The 15642-nt window shown below is 62.7% G+C and carries 17 protein-coding genes; 9 read left to right on the top strand and 8 right to left on the bottom strand.

Translation table 11 applies throughout. The annotated features are described in order from the left end of the window. Nucleotides 1-118 precede the first annotated feature (118 nt). From galU to M5C71_RS04620, 6 genes are all read left to right on the top strand, one after another. On the top strand, nt 119-958 hold the full coding sequence (gene galU / locus M5C71_RS04645) for a UTP--glucose-1-phosphate uridylyltransferase GalU (protein WP_100943795.1): 840 nt from the start codon (nt 119-121) through the stop codon (nt 956-958). A gap of 143 nt (nt 959-1101) precedes the next feature. Beyond that, complete coding sequence (gene gorA / locus M5C71_RS04640; protein WP_103494658.1) at nt 1102-2460, top strand: glutathione-disulfide reductase; 1359 nt, start codon at nt 1102-1104, stop codon at nt 2458-2460. Between the two features lie 3 nt (nt 2461-2463). Further along, nucleotides 2464-3231, top strand: coding sequence for a helix-turn-helix transcriptional regulator (locus M5C71_RS04635; protein WP_103494659.1), 768 nt, complete (start codon nt 2464-2466; stop codon nt 3229-3231). A 117-nt stretch (nt 3232-3348) separates the two neighbouring features. Next, a complete protein-coding gene (locus tag M5C71_RS04630; protein ID WP_103494660.1) occupies nt 3349-3522 on the top strand; it encodes a DUF1427 family protein in 174 nt (57 codons plus the stop codon). Between the two features lie 34 nt (nt 3523-3556). Next, nucleotides 3557-4516, top strand: a complete 960-nt coding sequence (locus M5C71_RS04625) for a zinc-binding alcohol dehydrogenase family protein (protein ID WP_103494661.1) — start codon at nt 3557-3559, stop codon at nt 4514-4516. Nucleotides 4517-4597: 81 nt separating this feature from the next. Further along, complete coding sequence (locus tag M5C71_RS04620; RefSeq protein ID WP_248767334.1) at nt 4598-5056, top strand: DUF2214 family protein; 459 nt, start codon at nt 4598-4600, stop codon at nt 5054-5056. Between the two features lie 8 nt (nt 5057-5064). Here the strand turns inward: M5C71_RS04620 and M5C71_RS04615 are convergent, their stop codons facing one another. Beyond that, on the bottom strand, nt 5065-5610 hold the full coding sequence (locus M5C71_RS04615; protein WP_152739372.1) for a DUF4946 domain-containing protein: 546 nt from the start codon (nt 5608-5610) through the stop codon (nt 5065-5067). Between the two features lie 229 nt (nt 5611-5839). Here M5C71_RS04615 and M5C71_RS04610 point away from each other — a divergent pair, with 229 nt between their 5' ends. Continuing rightward, a complete protein-coding gene (locus tag M5C71_RS04610) occupies nt 5840-7117 on the top strand; it encodes a serine/threonine transporter (protein WP_152739369.1) in 1278 nt (425 codons plus the stop codon). 51 nt (nt 7118-7168) lie between these two features. Here the strand turns inward: M5C71_RS04610 and M5C71_RS04605 are convergent, their stop codons facing one another. From M5C71_RS04605 to gltP, 6 genes are all read right to left on the bottom strand, one after another. Continuing rightward, the gene (locus M5C71_RS04605) at nt 7169-7546 is read right to left on the bottom strand and encodes a cupin domain-containing protein (RefSeq protein ID WP_177098704.1); all 378 of its coding nucleotides are present in this window, start codon (nt 7544-7546) and stop codon (nt 7169-7171) included. A 46-nt stretch (nt 7547-7592) separates the two neighbouring features. After that, nucleotides 7593-8426: an AraC family transcriptional regulator gene (locus M5C71_RS04600; protein WP_103494666.1), complete on the bottom strand. Its 834-nt coding sequence runs from the start codon at nt 8424-8426 to the stop codon at nt 7593-7595. Between the two features lie 57 nt (nt 8427-8483). After that, on the bottom strand, nt 8484-8993 hold the full coding sequence (locus tag M5C71_RS04595) for a RidA family protein (protein WP_177143788.1): 510 nt from the start codon (nt 8991-8993) through the stop codon (nt 8484-8486). After that, nucleotides 8983-9891: a PhzF family phenazine biosynthesis protein gene (locus M5C71_RS04590; RefSeq protein WP_103494668.1), complete on the bottom strand. Its 909-nt coding sequence runs from the start codon at nt 9889-9891 to the stop codon at nt 8983-8985. Before M5C71_RS04590 ends, M5C71_RS04595 begins: the two co-directional genes overlap by 11 nt. A 100-nt stretch (nt 9892-9991) precedes the next feature. Continuing rightward, complete coding sequence (locus M5C71_RS04585) at nt 9992-10855, bottom strand: AraC family transcriptional regulator (protein WP_177098701.1); 864 nt, start codon at nt 10853-10855, stop codon at nt 9992-9994. 26 nt (nt 10856-10881) lie between these two features. Next, nucleotides 10882-12207: a glutamate/aspartate:proton symporter GltP gene (gene gltP, locus M5C71_RS04580; RefSeq protein WP_248767333.1), complete on the bottom strand. Its 1326-nt coding sequence runs from the start codon at nt 12205-12207 to the stop codon at nt 10882-10884. Between the two features lie 215 nt (nt 12208-12422). Between gltP and selD the strand changes: the two genes are divergently transcribed. Both selD and mnmH read left to right on the top strand, forming a co-directional pair. Then, entirely contained in the window at nt 12423-13457 is a 1035-nt protein-coding gene (gene selD, locus M5C71_RS04575; RefSeq protein ID WP_248767332.1) for a selenide, water dikinase SelD, read from the top strand. Continuing rightward, nucleotides 13457-14554 (top strand): tRNA 2-selenouridine(34) synthase MnmH, encoded by a 1098-nt coding sequence (gene mnmH, locus M5C71_RS04570; protein ID WP_248767331.1) that lies wholly within the window; start codon nt 13457-13459, stop codon nt 14552-14554. Before selD ends, mnmH begins: the two co-directional genes overlap by 1 nt. 14 nt (nt 14555-14568) lie before the next feature. Here mnmH and M5C71_RS04565 read toward each other — a convergent pair whose 3' ends face one another. Then, complete coding sequence (locus M5C71_RS04565; protein WP_103494673.1) at nt 14569-15624, bottom strand: permease; 1056 nt, start codon at nt 15622-15624, stop codon at nt 14569-14571. Between the last annotated feature and the right edge of the window lie 18 nt (nt 15625-15642).

Here is a 15642-nt window from a genome sequence, read left to right as displayed (position 1 = left end):
TCTGCCGCCAGGTTTCTCTAGATTGACGTCAGTCTGCTATCAGCAGGGCATTGTAAGGTGGCCGCTGCCTGATTAGACTGCGCCGAAACTTGTACACACCGCCCTTTCAAGGACTTATATGATCAAGAAATGCTTGTTCCCAGCAGCCGGTTACGGTACTCGCTTCCTCCCAGCGACTAAAGCCATGCCCAAGGAAATGCTGCCGGTGGTGAACAAGCCACTGATCCAGTACGGCGTCGAGGAAGCGCTGGATGCCGGCTTGACCGAGATCTCGATCGTCACCGGCCGCGGCAAGCGCGCGCTGGAAGACCACTTCGACATCAGCTACGAGCTGGAAAACCAGATCAAGGGCACCGACAAGGAAAAGTACCTGGTCGGTATCCGCAAACTGCTGGACGAGTGCTCGTTCTCCTACACCCGTCAGACCGAAATGAAAGGCCTGGGTCACGCGATCCTGACCGGCCGTCCATTGATCGGTGACGAACCCTTCGCCGTGGTACTGGCGGACGACCTGTGCGTCAACCTCGAAGGCGACGGCGTCCTGACCCAGATGGTCAAGCTGTACAAGCAGTATCGCTGCACCATCGTCGCGATCCAGGAAGTCGATCCGCAGGAAACCAACAAGTACGGCGTGATTGCCGGCGACCTGATCGGTGACGACCTGTACCGCGTACGCAACATGGTCGAGAAGCCGAAGCCGGAAGATGCGCCGTCGAACCTGGCGATCATCGGTCGTTACATCCTGACCCCGGACATCTTCGCCCTGATCGAGCAGACCGAGCCAGGCAAGGGTGGGGAGATCCAGATCACCGACGCCCTGATGAAACAGGCCCAGGACGGCTGCGTGATTGCCTATAAGTTCAAAGGCAAACGTTTCGACTGCGGCGGCGCCGAAGGCTACATCGAAGCGACCAACTTCTGCTTTGAGCACTTCTACAAGACCGGCAAGGCTTACTGATCGAGCCTGCTGTTGTAGACAGTACCACGTAGAAAGAAAGCCACCCACCCGGGTGGCTTTTTCGTTAGTGCGCCCTCATGTAGGCCTGACGCTGACCCAGAAGGCTACAGCGGGTATGCTGTGCGCCTGCCGAGGAGATTGAAATGGCCTACGATTTTGACCTGTTTGTGATTGGCGCCGGTTCCGGCGGTGTACGGGCGGCGCGGTTTGCCGCGGGGTTTGGTGCCAAGGTGGCGGTGGTCGAAAGCCGCTACCTGGGCGGGACCTGCGTCAACGTCGGCTGTGTGCCGAAAAAGCTGCTGGTGTATGGCGCGCATTTCGCCGAGGACTTCGAACAGGCCCAGGGTTTTGGCTGGTCGCTGGGCGAGGCGGACTTCGACTGGGCGACCCTGATCGCCAACAAGGACAAGGAAATTCACCGCCTCAATGACATCTACCGCAGCTTGCTGGTCAACAGCGGCGTGACGCTGCTCGAAGGCCACGGCAAGCTGGTGGACCCGCATCAGGTCGAAGTCAACAGCCAACGCTACAGTGCCAAACACATCCTGATCGCCACCGGCGGCTGGCCGCAGATTCCCGATATCCCTGGCAGCGAGCACGCCATCAGTTCCAATGAAGCGTTTTTCCTCAAGGAACTGCCCAAGCGCATCCTGGTGGTCGGCGGCGGCTACATTGCCGTTGAATTCGCCGGGATCTTCCACGGCCTGGGCGCCGATACCCAGTTGCTGTATCGCGGTGACCTGTTCCTGCGCGGTTTTGACGGTTCGGTGCGCCGTCATCTGAAGGAAGAGTTGACCAAGCGCGGGCTGGGCCTGAACTTCAACGCCGATATCGAGCGGATCGACAAGCAGGCCGACGGTAGCCTCAAGGCTACCCTCAAGGACGGTCGCGAGCTGGAAGCGGACTGCATCTTCTACGCCACCGGCCGGCGGCCGATGCTGGACAATCTGGGCCTGGAAAACACCGGGGTGAAGCTGGACAAGAACGGCTTTATCCAGGTCGACGAGCAATACCAGACCGACGAACCGTCGATCCTCGCCCTGGGTGATGTCATCGGTCGTGTGCAGCTGACCCCGGTGGCCCTGGCCGAAGGCATGGCGGTGGCCCGTCGTCTGTTCAAGCCTGAGCAGTATCGTCCGGTGGACTACGCGATGATTCCGACGGCGGTATTCAGCCTGCCGAATATCGGCACCGTCGGCCTGAGCGAAGAGCAGGCGCGGGAGCAGGGCCATGAAGTGCAGATCTTCGAAAGCCGCTTCCGGCCGATGAAGCTGACCCTGACCGAGTGCCAGGAACGGACCCTGATGAAGCTGGTGGTGGATGCCAAGACCGATAAGGTGCTGGGTTGTCACATGGTTGGGCCGGATGCCGGGGAAATCGTCCAGGGGCTGGCCATTGCCTTGAAAGCCGGCGCCACCAAGCAGCATTTCGACGAAACCATCGGCGTGCACCCGACGGCGGCCGAAGAGTTCGTCACCATGCGCACGCCGGTTGCCGGCTGAACCATGGCCCTGGCCGCACCGCCGGACCTGAGCGACACCGACAGGCCGGTACAACCTCTGGCCCGGACTTACCCGCGGGGCTTGTTTATCGAGCCCCATGCCCATGCCTGGGGCCAGTTGCTCTATGCGATGTCGGGGGTGATGTGGGTCGAGACGCCCCACGAAGCCCTGGCGGTCCCGCCGCAGCGCGCGGTTTGGCTGCCGCCCGGTGTTCCCCACGGGATCCGGGTGGTATCGGACCTGCAGATGCGCAATATCTACCTGCGCCCGGCGTTGGCCGAAACCCTTGAAGACACGGTCCAGGTGATCGAGGTCGGCGGCTTGCTGCGCGAGCTGATCGTGCATCTGGTGGAGCAGGCCGAGGATCCCCGGGGCGACTATTACGAAGCGTTGGTCAACCTGGCGCTGCTGGAACTCAAGCGGGCACGCCGCGCATTTCTGAAGATTCCCATGCCCTCGGACAGTGATCGCCGCCTGATGAACCTGTGTCAGGCGGTCATGAGCGCGCCGTCGCTGGACATCTCTTTCGAACAGCACGCCCAATCGGCCGGGGCCAGCGTGCGAACCCTGGCGCGTTTGTTCCAGGGCGAGCTGGGCATGGGCTTCGCCGAATGGCGGCGCCAGGTGCAATTGGCGACGGCCGTGGCGGAGTTGATCCAGGGCGTGCCGGTCAGTCGTATCGCCCGGGAGCTGGGTTATTCGCCCAGCAGCTTCAGCGATATGTTCCGGCGTGCCCTGGGCGTTGCCCCGTCCCACTATCCGGCGGGCTGACGAGCACTGTTCCTGCGGAGGAGGGTGCTTTGGCCGAAAGACAGAAGCCTTTGACCGACGCCCCCGCTTTGCCGGTCATAGACTCTGGGCATTCCCTCACCGAGCCTGGAGTTCGTCATGAGCTACCTTGTTTCTCTCGTCATCGGCATAGCTGTCGGCCTGCTTTACGGCGGGCTCGACTTCCGTTCCCCGGCACCGCCCGCCGTGGCCCTGGTTGGCCTTTTGGGCATGCAACTGGGTGAAAAGGCCTGGCCCCTGGGCAAGCAATTGGTCGCCGGCTGGCTGTCCTGAATCCCGCGTTTTTCTCTGACTGGATACGTACTTTATGAAAGCCCTGCAATTTGCGAAAACCGGCGATCTCTCGGCCCTGCAACTGGTCGACGTGCCCACCCCTGTGCCTGCTGCCGGAGAAGTCCTGGTGCAGATCAAGGCGGCCGGCCTGAACCCCAGCGATGTGAAAAACGTGCTGGGGCGTTTCTCCTACACCACGCTGCCACGGATTCCCGGCCGGGACTTCGCCGGGGTGGTGATCGAAGGGCCGCAATCGCTGCTGGGCCAGGAAGTCTGGGGCACCGGCAAGGAACTGGGCTTTACCGGAGACGGTTCCCATGCCCAATACCTGACCCTGCCCGCCAGCGGTGTGGCGATCAAGCCGACGCACCTGAGCTTTGCCCAGGCCGCCAGCCTCGGCGTGCCGTTCACCACCGCCTGGGATGCCCTGGAACGCAGCCTGGTGAAGGCCGACACGCGTTTGCTGGTGATCGGTGCCAATGGCGCCGTCGGCAGCGCCGCGCTGGCCCTGGCGAAGATTCGCGGGGCCCGGGTGCTGGGCGCGGTGCGCCGTGCGGAGCAGGTCAAGGCGCTTCAGGACAAGGGCTTTGATGCCATTCAACTGGACAAGCCGGAAGACCTCGCGGCGTCGGTCAATGGTGTATTCCCCGGTGGCGCCGATGTGATCTTCGACACCACCGGCTTCTGGCTACCGCCGGCCGTGACGGCCCTGGCGCCTTTCGGTCGGATCGCGATCATCGCCGCGCCGGTGGACGGCCATGTGCAATTGCCGGCACTGGCGTTGTACCGCAAGGGCGGTTCGGTGGTCGGGATCAACTCGTTGCTCTATGGCACCGAGGCCTGTGCGCGAATGCTCGATCAGTTCGGGCGCTTCTTTGACGAGGGCTTGCTGGAGCTGCCGACGGGGTTGCTGGAGTCGCCGCTGTCCGAGGGCCTGGCGCGTTATGCCGAGGTCAATCAGGGCGGTAGTGACAAGGTGATCCTGTTGCCTTGAGACCCTGAGTCGAGCCGGGGACCTGCGCAAATATCGGCGGCTTGAGCTACAACTGTCTTGCTCATTCAAGGAGACGACTCAATGTTTGCTCACTGGTCCCTGGCAGCGCTTCACCTTCTGGCGTTCGGTATCGCCCTGGCGGCGGTCCTCGCACGCGGCGGGGCCTTGCGTCGTCTCACCGGCACCCGTCCGGCCGAGCTGCGGCAGGTGTTTGTCTGGGACAATCTCTGGGGCATCAGCGCCGGTGTCCTGTTGATCACCGGCGCTCTGCGTGCTTTCGGCGGTTTCGAGAAGGGCACGGATTACTACCTGCACCAGCCGCTGTTCCACCTTAAGTTGACCTTGTTCGTGATTATCCTGCTGCTGGAACTGGCGCCGATGATCACCTTGATCAAATGGCGTATCGCCCGGAAGAAGGGCTCGGTCATCGATATCGGCCGTGCCCGGCTATTCGCGCGGATCAGCCATATCGAAGCCTTGTTGATCATGCTGATGGTGATTGCCGCCAGCGGCATGGCCCGGGGATTCCTGGCCGGGTAGCTGGGGAATCAGGGCTGCAGGTGCAGACTTGCGCGGATTCCATTGACCACTGGCTCCACACTCTTGTAACCGTCCGCCGACCCGGCATAAAGCAAGGAATACGCCTTGCCGTCGCGGGCTGCGGCCACCAGGGTCTGGGTCATCACGTGCCCGCCGTTCTGGGTGATGGTGCAGGTAGTCTCTACCGCCGCCATGCCGCCCAGGGTGCTGTCGTGAATCCGGTTGCAGACACTCATGAAACCGCGCTCGACGAAGTTCTTCTGCACCGCCTTGCGCATCTCCAGCAACACCCCGGGGAGGTTGACTGCGTGGTCGGGGTTGAGTCCCGACTCGGTCAACTCCATGACCATCAGCGGGTCGCCGTTGGCATCATTCTTCACCGCGCGCTGGCGCAGGCCACTGATCGCTTCGCCCGCGGCGTTCTGGGCCGGAGGCAGGGTCTGTACTTCCCAGTCGCCGGGCCAGGTGATGATCAGGTCGTCAGCCAGGGCCGAGGAGCAGCCCAGCAACAGGACAAGGGCGGTAAAACAGGCACGACATTGCACGGGGGTCATGGGAGGGCACTGATCGAGAGGCTGAAGTTGATTGTTACAGTGTATCAATACTCCACGTGTCATGGCTGATAAAACTGCCCCAGCAATAGACCGTTACTCAGCTAACCCTTTGCTTCTCAAGCTTAATCCCGGACAATCGCGCCCCTCTTATGGCCGGGGCGCTGCCAGTGACATGCTTTTTATCCGCCCCGGTCGCGTGGTAATGACCGGCTAACGGAGATTCGACCGGATGAATGACCAGGCCAACAGCGTCGACGAACGCTATGAATCGGCACCCGCTGTACTGAGCAGTTGGAGCCGCCAAGACACCACCTGGATGCTGGGCCTGTTCGGCACGGCCATCGGCGCGGGCACCTTGTTCCTGCCGATCAACGCGGGGCTGGGCGGCTTCTGGCCGTTGCTGGTCCTGGCGGTGCTGGCGTTCCCCATGACCTTCTACGCCCACCGTGGCCTGACCCGTTTCGTGCTCTCCGGGCGCGATGGCGCGGACATCACCGAAGTGGTGGAAGAGCATTTCGGCATCAAGGCCGGGGCGCTGATCACCTTGCTGTATTTCTTCGCGATCTTCCCGATCCTGCTGATCTACAGCGTGGCTTTGACCAATACCGTCGGCAGTTTCCTCGAACATCAACTGCACCTGGTGCCGCCGCCGCGGGCGCTGTTGTCGCTGATGCTGATCCTCGGCCTGCTGGTGGTGGTGCGGTGTGGCGAGCAGGTGATCGTCAAGGCCATGAGCCTGATGGTCTATCCGTTTATCGTCGCCTTGCTGTTCCTGGCGGTGTACCTGGTGCCGCACTGGAACGGCGGCATCCTCGCCACGGCCGGCAGCCCGCCCGAACCGTCGGCCTTGCTGCACACCTTGTGGCTGGCGATTCCGGTGATGGTGTTCTCCTTCAACCATTCGCCGATCATCTCGGCCTTTGCGGTTGACCAGAAGCGTCGTTATGGCACCCATGCCGAAGAGCGCAGCTCGCAGATCCTGTCGCGGGCGCACCTGCTGATGGTGGTGATGGTGCTGTTCTTCGTCTTCAGTTGCGTGCTGACCCTGTCGCCAGCGCAGCTGGCCGAAGCCAAGGCGCAGAATCTGTCGATCCTGTCGTACCTGGCCAACCACTTCAGCAACCCGACCATTGCCTTCGCGGCGCCGCTGATTGCCTTCGTGGCGATTTCCAAGTCGTTCCTGGGGCACTACATCGGGGCCAGCGAAGGCCTCAAGGGCCTGATCGCCAAGAGTGGCCGCAAACCCGGCGCCAAGGCCCTGGACCGGATGACGGCGGCGTTCATGCTGGTGGTGTGCTGGTTGGTGGCGACCTTGAACCCGAGCATTCTCGGCATGATCGAGACCCTCGGCGGGCCAATCATCGCGGCGCTGCTGTTCCTGATGCCGATGTACGCGATCCGCCGGGTGCCGGCGATGCGTCAGTATTCGGGGCAGATGTCCAACGTATTCGTCACGCTGGTGGGCTTGGTGGCGATTTCGGCGTTGATCTATTCGTTGTCGGCCTGACCTGAAACGCGATTTCCGTGGGAGCTGGCAAGCCAGTTCCCACAGGACACCTCAAACCCAGACGTCGTTACTGGCTGTCATTTCCCCGCCTTCGTCTCCGGTATTGACCACCCCCCGTGGTTCGATCAGCAGCATCCTGACCTCCTTCTCGGCAAACGGCTTGTGCTCGACACCCTTGGGCACCACCAGCATTTCGCCGGCCGCCAGATGCACCTGGCGGTCACGGAAGTCGATGCGCAGCACGCCTTCCAGGATGATAAATGTCTCGTCGGTATCGGCATGGGAGTGCCAGACGAAATCGCCTTCGATCTTCACCACCTTGAACTGATAGTCGTTCATTTCGGCAATGACCCGGGGTTTCCACTTGTCATCGAACAGGGCGAGTTTCTGCGCGAAATTGATGGGTGAAAGGGCTTGCGGGGTATTCATGGGCTGGACCTCTGAGCGGATGACTAAGACCCAGCCTAGCTGCATTTCAGTGTCGACCGCTTGTACGATTGTGCAGGCGCTGCATGTTCAGCCAGCGTCCCGGCGACTGACCGAAGGTCTTGCCGAACTGGCGGGTCATATGACTCTGGTCGGTAAAGCCGGCGATCAACGCCGCCTCGGCCAGTGATCGACCCTGAACCAGCAATGACCGGACGAGGTCCAGGCGGCGCATGCTCAGGTAGCGATAAGGGCTGGTGCCGAACAGCATTCGGAAGTCCCGTGACAGATTCCAGCGATCACGCCCGCTGTGTTCGGCCAGCTCATCTAGGGTAACCGTGCGATCCAGGGCGCTGTGAATGTACGCTCGAGCCCGTTCCGCCGCCTGGTAATCGAAGCTTCGCGGCTGGCGTGGTGCGCCACAGAGCGCATTCAGGGTCTGGGCCAGGTCGAACAGCGCGTCTTCCTCCTCCAGTGGATCAAGGACGTTGTCCATGCCCCGCAGCAGGGCTTCGGTGGCCCGGCGCAGGCGCGGATCGTGACTGATACCGCCTGGAACAAAGGGCAGGGGCTGCCCGCCCAGTGCCGATTGGATCAAGGAGGGTTGCACGTAGACCATGCGGTACTTGAAGCCATCCCGCGTCCCGGCCTCGCCGTCGTGCACCTCGTCCGGGTGCAGTACCAAGGTACCGCCGGGCAGGCTATGGCGCTGGCTGCCGCGATATTTGAAACTCTGCACGCCGGACAAGGTGCAGCCGATGGCGTAGGTGTCGTGGCGATGAGGGTCGAAGCCGTGGCCGGAAAAGAATGCTTCAATACGCTCCAGCGGGCTGGATTGTGGCGCCCGCCGGACCCAGTCGGTGATTGCTGTGCGCTGATCCATGTGGCCTGGTGCTCCCTTTACCGTCCGAAGTAAGCGAATGGTAAAGGAAAACGCCGTTTAATCCTTCAATCGAACCACACCTTCTATCTCCACCGCCGCGCCACCTGGCAGGGACTGCACGCCGATGGCCGAGCGCGCATGTCGGCCACGGTCGCCGAAGACTTGGACCAGGACTTCGGAGGCCGCGTTGATCACCTCGGATTGAGCACCGAAATCCGAGGGGGCCCGTACATAACCGGTGATGCGAACGATCTGCTCGACACGTTCCAGGTCGCCATCGCAGGCGGCGGCGACAATCGACAGGAAGTTCGCCGTGCACAGCCGCGCCGCTTCCCGCGCCTGCTCCAGGGAAATATCCTGGCCGACGATCCCGGTGTGGCGAATCTCATGGTTGAAGCGCGGCACCTGGCCCGATACCCACAGCAGGTTGCCGTCACGCACGCTCAATTTGAAGTGTGTCGGGACCACGAAGCTGTGCGGCGCCTCGTGGTAAACCGCCCAGAGCAATGCCTGGAACGGTTGTCGGACCTCGGAGAAGGGCAGCCATTGGCGGTTTTCAGTGCTCATGCCGCTCTCCCGCCGGTTGCTGCTCGGCGGCAAAGGCGCTGTAGCCACCGACATAACAACCGACCGGCTGCGCACTGCCTGCGTCCAGGTCCAGGCGCACGTAGATATCGGAGGGCCGACCCATGGCCCGGCCCTGATGCACCAGGATCGGTTGTTCATCGGCCTCGATCATGCCGTATTCCAGTAAACCGAACGCCAGGGCCGTGGCGGCGATGCCGGTGGCGGCGTCTTCGGGGTAGCCAGAGGCCTTGGGGAATTGCCGGCTGTCGAACTGCCGGGCGATATCCGGGCGCGGGCAGAACAGATAGAGCCCGGTGGAGTCGATCTGCTCGCACAGGTCCTTGATGCGCGGCGAGTCGGGACGCGCGGCATCCAGCAGGGCCGGGGTCTTGACCGGAACCAGGGTCTTGATGCGGCTGGTGGCGGCGTTCAGGAACGGCAGGTCGAGGATGTCGTCCGCTTGCAGGCCGATGGCCTCGATGATCCGTGCCCGTATCTCGGCATCCTCGACCTTGCTCACCACGCCCGCCGGCTGGGAAATCTCGATAAAAGCGTCATCACCCGGCTTGCCCTGGATATGCGCGGTCACGGTGCCACTTTGGGTCTGGATGGACAGCTGCTGGCGGTCGAGCTTGCCGAGTTGTTGCAGCAGCCAGACGGTGCCGATGGTGGCGTGGCCGCACATGCTCATTTCATGCAGGGGGACGAAGAAACGGAAATGGTAGTCGTGGCTGGCCTGATCCTGCGGGGTGAAGGCAAAGCCGCTTTCATGGCCGTAGGCGCGGGCGATAGCGGTCATCTGCTCGGCGCTCAGGCCGTCGGCCGCAACGGCGATGGGGGCGGGGTTGCCGCCGCCCTGTTTCGATTTGAAGACTTCTACAACCTGTACATCACTCATACCTGACCTCACGACACGGTGGATAAGGTCGATTCTGGCAACGGACAGCGACAGGTTCTAGGTGGATCGGGTCCTGCAAGCGAACGTTTGGGCCATGACCTCAATGTGGCTTGCGCAGGTCGCTGGGCACCAGGCCCAGGTAGCGCTTGAACAGGCGCGCCAGGTAGGAAGGCGAATCGATGCCCACGGCCAGGCTGACCTCGAGGATCGACAGGGAACTGCTGGAGATCAGTTGGGCGGCGGTTTCGACCCGGGTGCGATTGGTAAAATCCACCAGGGTTTCATCGGTGCAGGCCTTGAACAGGCGGGTGAGGTGGCGCCGCGACAGGTGGAACTGATAGCCGATAAGGTCGACATTCAGCTCGTCCTGCAGGTGTTCGCGCACATAGCGCTGGATATCGCGGACCAGCAGGGCATTGCGCTGACTATCGCTGTGCTGCGTCGGCGGTTGCTGGCGGGCAATCAGTCGGGCGCACTCTTCGAACAGCAGGTGGTTGAGGTGCGGGACCTGGCGTTGGAAGGCTTCGGCCGAGCATCCCGACGCCAGCTGGTCGTGCAGGCGCAGGATGCTGTCGAGGGTCTCGCTGCCTTGCCAGATCCCCGAACGATCAGCCTGTTCGGCAAAGGCCTGGTAGCCGTCGAGCCGACCCTGGTGATTGATGTAGTGCGAGTCGACGTAGAGCGCCACGTGTTTCTCCCGACCCGGGGCGGCCTGGGTCGAGTGGGCGAAATCCGCTGGCACCAGGGAAAACGCCTGGCGCGAGACGTGGAGCGCATTGCTGTTGCTTTCGGTCGACAGGAACAACCCGCCCTGGCGTGGCAACAGCAGCATATGACAGTCGTGGGCGTGCCAGTCCTGGGCATAACCTGTGCTTTCGCTGATCTCGAAGCGGAACACGTCGGGGGACATGCTGCTGAGCTTGGGCGATAAATGCGCCATGGGATCGACCTCCAGGGTGGTCATTCAGGTGTCTCGCGTCAGTCTATCCGTTAACGCGCCGGGACAAACGCCTGCTCGTCGTCCGCTTGCGGCCGCGACAGCGATTGCCAGTAACGCTCGCCCGCCGCGTCATCGTACAGGCCTTCCCAGCGCGCCACGACCACCACCGCCAGGGCATTGCCGACGATATTCAGCGCGGTGCGGGCCATGTCCATGATGCGGTCCACGCCGGCAATGAACGCCAGGCCTTCGAGGGGAATGCCGACGCTGCCCAAGGTGGCCAGCAGCACCACGAATGACACTCCCGGCACCCCGGCGATGCCCTTGGACGTCACCATCAGGGTCAGCACCAGGGTGATCTGCTGACCGAGGGACAGGTCGATCCCGTACAACTGGGCAATGAACACTGCCGCAATGCTCTGGTACAGGGTCGAGCCGTCGAGGTTGAAGGAATAGCCGGTGGGCACCACAAAACGGCTGATGGCCCGTGGCGCGCCGAAGGCCTCCATCTTTTCGATGATCCGTGGCAGTACGGTTTCCGAACTGGCGGTGGAGAAACCGAGGATCAGTTCGGCCTTGAGGATACGGATCAGTCGGAACACCGAGAAGCCGCAGATCCGCGCCACCAGCCCGAACACCACCACGCCGAAAAACACGATGGCGGCGTACACCAGGGTCACCAGGCGCGCCAGCGGCCATAGCGAGGCGAAGCCGAAGTTGGCCACAGTCACCGAAATCAGGGCGAAAACCCCGAGCGGGGCGTAGCGCATGATCATATGGGTGACCTTGAACATGCTTTGCGAGACGCCCTCCAGCACCCCGACCAGGGGCAGGCGCAGTTCGTCCTTGAGGCTCGACAGGCCGAGGCCGAATATCACCGAGAAGAAGATGATCGGCAGCATGTCGCCGCGTACGAGGGCGGCGAAGATATTCGACGGCACCAGGTTCAGCAGGGTGGTGATAAAGGCGTGGTTGGCCTGCACCTCGTTGGTGGTTTTCTCGTACTGGGAGATGTCCGTGGTGCCCAGCAAGCTCATGTCGATGCCATGGCCGGGCTGGAACAGGTTCGCCAGGACCAGACCGACAATAATTGCCACGGTGGTGATGATCTCGAAGTACAGCAAGGTCTTGAAACCGATGCGTCCGAGTTTCTTGCCGTCGCCGACCCCGGCGATACCGACGATCAACGAGGAAATCACGATCGGGATGACGATCATCTTGATCAGGCGGATAAACAGGTCGCCCGCCGGTTGCAGGACTGTGCCGATCCACCAGGCCTTGTCCGCGCTGGAGTGGTTGAGGAGCGCGCCGACGGCGATGCCCAGCAGCAGACCGATGACGATCTGCCAGGCGAGGCTCAGTTTTGCCTTGTTCATGGTAGGAGGGTTCCCGTTTTTGTTGGAGGTCGATACAGGGGCCGGGGAGGCGGGCAATGGCTCGCCGGTGGGGCAGCTCGATGTTGAGCCGCAAATCCCCGGGCATGAGCGCCAATCGGGCCGGGCAAGCTCACGATTGGGCCATGTCTGATCCGGGCCCGGTGTCGATGGCTCTGTTAAACTCGGTGGAATTTGAAACGGATTGAGGTGTACCGATGAGCGAAGCGATTCGTCTGACCCAGTACAGCCACGGCGCCGGCTGTGGCTGCAAGATCTCGCCCCAGGTGCTGGAAGTGATCCTGGCCGGCAGTGGCGCGCAGAACCTCGACCCGAAACTCTGGGTCGGCAATGCCTCGCGTGACGATGCCGCGGTGTATGCCATCGATGAAGAGCGTGGCGTGGTCTCCACCACCGACTTTTTCATGCCGATCGTCGACGATCCCTTCGATTTCGGTCGGATTGCCGCCACCAACGCCATCAGCGACATCTACGCCATGGGTGGCGATCCGATCATGGCCATCGCCATTCTTGGCTGGCCGGTGAACCTGCTGGCCCCGGAAATCGCCCGTGAAGTGATTCGTGGAGGGCGCGCGGTGTGCGACGCGGCGGGTATCCCGTTGGCCGGCGGCCACTCGATCGATGCCCCCGAGCCGATTTTCGGCCTGGCGGTGACCGGTCTGCTGGAAAAGCGCCATATGAAGCGCAACGACACCGCGACGGCCGACTGCAAACTGTACCTGACCAAACCCCTGGGGATCGGCGTGCTGACCACCGCGGAAAAGAAAGGCAAGTTGCGCAGCGAAGATGTCGGTGTGGCCCGTGACTGGATGTGCACCCTGAACAAACCCGGCAGTCGCTTCGGCAAGCTGGCGGGGGTTACCGCGATGACCGACGTCACCGGCTTCGGCCTGCTGGGTCACCTGGTGGAAATGGCCGATGGCAGCGGCCTGACCGCGCGTATCGTGTATGAGCAGGTGCCGCGCCTGCCGGCCGTCGAGTATTACCTGGATCAGGGCTGCGTGCCCGGCGGTACCCTGCGCAATTACGACAGCTACGCCAGCAAAGTCGGGCCTCTGCGCGAATTGCACAAGCGCGTGCTCTGCGACCCGCAGACCAGCGGTGGGCTGCTGGTGGCGGTCAGCGCCGAAGGCGAGGCCGAGTTCCTCGCCGTGGCTGCCGAACTGGGCCTGGAGCTTGAGCCCATCGGCCAACTGGTAGAGCGACAGAGCCACGCGGTAGAGGTGTATTGATGTCCCGTGATATCACCGACTACCGCAGTTTGTTTCTCAATGACACACCGATGATGGATACCCGGGCGCCTGTCGAATTCAACAAGGGCGCCTTTCCCGGGGTGGTCAACCTGCCGCTGATGACCGACCTCGAGCGGCAACGAGTGGGCACCTGTTACAAGCAGCACGGGCAGCAGGCCGCGATTGTCCTCGGTCACCAACTGGTGGGCGGCGAGGTCAAGGCGGCCCGGCTCCAGGCCTGGGCCGATTTCACCCGCGCCCATCCCGACGGCGTGCTGTATTGCTTTCGTGGCGGGCTGCGTTCGCAGATTGTCCAGCAGTGGCTTCGCGACGCGGGGATCGACTTTCCGCGCGTCGCTGGTGGCTACAAGGCGATGCGCAGCTTTCTGATGCAGACCGTTGAGCTGGCCGTGGCCCAGGCGGACTTCGTCTTGCTGGGGGGCATGACGGGCACCGGCAAGACCGATGTGATCGTTCAACTGGAAAACAGCCTGGACCTGGAGGGGCACGCCAACCATCGCGGTTCCAGCTTCGGCAAGCGCGCTACCGGCCAGCCGTCGAATATCGACTTTGAAAACCGTCTGGCCGTGGACCTGCTGAAGAAGCAGGACCGGGGCATCGAATCCTTCGTGCTGGAGGATGAGAGCCGCATGGTCGGGCGTTGTGCCTTGCCACTGACGCTGTTCCAGGGGATGCAACGGTTTCCCATGGTCTGGCTTGAAGACAACCTGGAGAGTCGGGTCGAGCGCATCCTGCGGGACTATGTGGTTGATCTCTGCGCGGAATTCGTCGCGGTGTATGCCGATCAGGGATTCCGGTTGTTTGCCGAGCGACTGCTGGGCAGTCTGGACAACATCCACAAGCGTCTTGGTGGCGAGCGACACCAGCGGATGAAGGCCTTGATGCAGGCTGCTCTGGAGGAGCAGGAACGCAGCGGTGCGGTGGAGCTGCACCGGGGCTGGATCGAAGGTTTGCTGAACGAATATTACGACCCGATGTACGCCTTCCAGCGTGAAAGCAAAGGCGAGCGGATCGAGTTTGCCGGGGAGCAGGCGGCGGTGCTGGAGTATCTCAGGAGCCGCCGCCAAAGGCGTTGAGTGGGTAGTGCGTCTTACAAGACCAGCATGGCCACCAGCCCGCTGACCACACCCACCAGCATCGTCAGCACCGCCACGGTCACCAGCACCTTGGCGTCGAACTCCTTGCGCAGCATCAGCAGCGACGGCAGGCTGATGCTCGGCAAGGTCAGCAGCAGTGCCACTGCCGGCGCGGTGCCCAGGCCCAGGGTCATCATGGTCTGCACGATGGGAATCTCGGCCGCCGTCGGGATCACGAACAAGGTTCCGATAATCGCCAGCGGTACCAGCCACAGCAGGCTGTTGCCCATGGCGCCATCCACATGGGGAAACAGCCAGACCCGCGCCGCACCGAGCAACAGCACCGCCAGGATATAGATCGGGATGGTGGTCCAGAACAGTTGCCACAGGGTCTTGCCCCAGCGTGCCATAAAGCTGCTCTGGTCCGGGCTGCTGGCATCGACCACGGCTTCCACCGCCGCTTCCGGCAAGGTTTCCGGACGGGCGACCCGTTGTGCCACCAGCGAAACCCCCAGTACCAGCACCAGGCCCGCCACCAGGCGAATCGCGGTAAAGCCCCAGCCCAGCACGAAGCCCATGAACACCAGGGTCGCCGGGTTGAGCACCGGGTTGGCGATCCAGAACGCCAGCGCCGCGCCCACCGAGACGTTCTGTCGACGCATCCCGGCCGCTACCGGTGCCGCGCAGCACGAACACATCATGCCGGGCAGGGCGAACAGCCCGCCGCGCAGGGTCGAAGCGAAACCGGCGCGCCCGAACAGGCGCAACAGCCAGTCGCGGGGAATCAGCACTTGCAGCAGCGAGCCGAGGATCACTGCCAGTACCGCGGCTTTCCAGATCGCCAGGAAGTACACCTGGGCGTAGGCCAGCGCGGCGGCGACCGGCGAGGCCGGGTTGTCGTTGATGATCGAGGCGCCGATGCTGTGGCTGTCGGCGGCGACGAAGGCCTTGGCGTAGTAGGGCGACCATTTGACGTAGTACAGGCCGATGGCGGCGACGGCGAGAAACAGCAATGGTTTCCACCAGAGCGACCAGCCTCGGGCGGGGGCGGCTTGGGTAAGAGTGGGCATGGGAGGGTATCCGATGGA

The organism is Pseudomonas sp. MWU12-2345, from assembly GCF_023242385.1.
Classification (GTDB): domain Bacteria; phylum Pseudomonadota; class Gammaproteobacteria; order Pseudomonadales; family Pseudomonadaceae; genus Aquipseudomonas; species Aquipseudomonas gingeri_D.
The sequence above is the reverse complement of the archived record's forward strand: the minus strand, read 5'-3'. Positions and strand labels throughout refer to the sequence as shown.

Excerpts from the sequence above, each read along its gene's own strand:
- galU (WP_100943795.1), top strand. The coding sequence starts at position 119 with ATGATCAAGAAATGCTTGTTCCCAGCAGCCGGTTACGGTACTCGCTTC.
- gorA (WP_103494658.1), top strand. The coding sequence starts at position 1,102 with ATGGCCTACGATTTTGACCTGTTTGTGATTGGCGCCGGTTCCGGCGGT.
- M5C71_RS04635 (WP_103494659.1), top strand. The coding sequence starts at position 2,464 with ATGGCCCTGGCCGCACCGCCGGACCTGAGCGACACCGACAGGCCGGTA.
- M5C71_RS04630 (WP_103494660.1), top strand. The coding sequence starts at position 3,349 with ATGAGCTACCTTGTTTCTCTCGTCATCGGCATAGCTGTCGGCCTGCTT.
- M5C71_RS04625 (WP_103494661.1), top strand. The coding sequence starts at position 3,557 with ATGAAAGCCCTGCAATTTGCGAAAACCGGCGATCTCTCGGCCCTGCAA.
- M5C71_RS04620 (WP_248767334.1), top strand. The coding sequence starts at position 4,598 with ATGTTTGCTCACTGGTCCCTGGCAGCGCTTCACCTTCTGGCGTTCGGT.
- M5C71_RS04615 (WP_152739372.1), bottom strand. The coding sequence starts at position 5,610 with ATGACCCCCGTGCAATGTCGTGCCTGTTTTACCGCCCTTGTCCTGTTG.
- M5C71_RS04610 (WP_152739369.1), top strand. The coding sequence starts at position 5,840 with ATGAATGACCAGGCCAACAGCGTCGACGAACGCTATGAATCGGCACCC.
- M5C71_RS04605 (WP_177098704.1), bottom strand. The coding sequence starts at position 7,546 with ATGAATACCCCGCAAGCCCTTTCACCCATCAATTTCGCGCAGAAACTC.
- M5C71_RS04600 (WP_103494666.1), bottom strand. The coding sequence starts at position 8,426 with ATGGATCAGCGCACAGCAATCACCGACTGGGTCCGGCGGGCGCCACAA.
- M5C71_RS04595 (WP_177143788.1), bottom strand. The coding sequence starts at position 8,993 with ATGAGCACTGAAAACCGCCAATGGCTGCCCTTCTCCGAGGTCCGACAA.
- M5C71_RS04590 (WP_103494668.1), bottom strand. The coding sequence starts at position 9,891 with ATGAGTGATGTACAGGTTGTAGAAGTCTTCAAATCGAAACAGGGCGGC.
- M5C71_RS04585 (WP_177098701.1), bottom strand. The coding sequence starts at position 10,855 with ATGACCACCCTGGAGGTCGATCCCATGGCGCATTTATCGCCCAAGCTC.
- gltP (WP_248767333.1), bottom strand. The coding sequence starts at position 12,207 with ATGAACAAGGCAAAACTGAGCCTCGCCTGGCAGATCGTCATCGGTCTG.
- selD (WP_248767332.1), top strand. The coding sequence starts at position 12,423 with ATGAGCGAAGCGATTCGTCTGACCCAGTACAGCCACGGCGCCGGCTGT.
- mnmH (WP_248767331.1), top strand. The coding sequence starts at position 13,457 with ATGTCCCGTGATATCACCGACTACCGCAGTTTGTTTCTCAATGACACA.
- M5C71_RS04565 (WP_103494673.1), bottom strand. The coding sequence starts at position 15,624 with ATGCCCACTCTTACCCAAGCCGCCCCCGCCCGAGGCTGGTCGCTCTGG.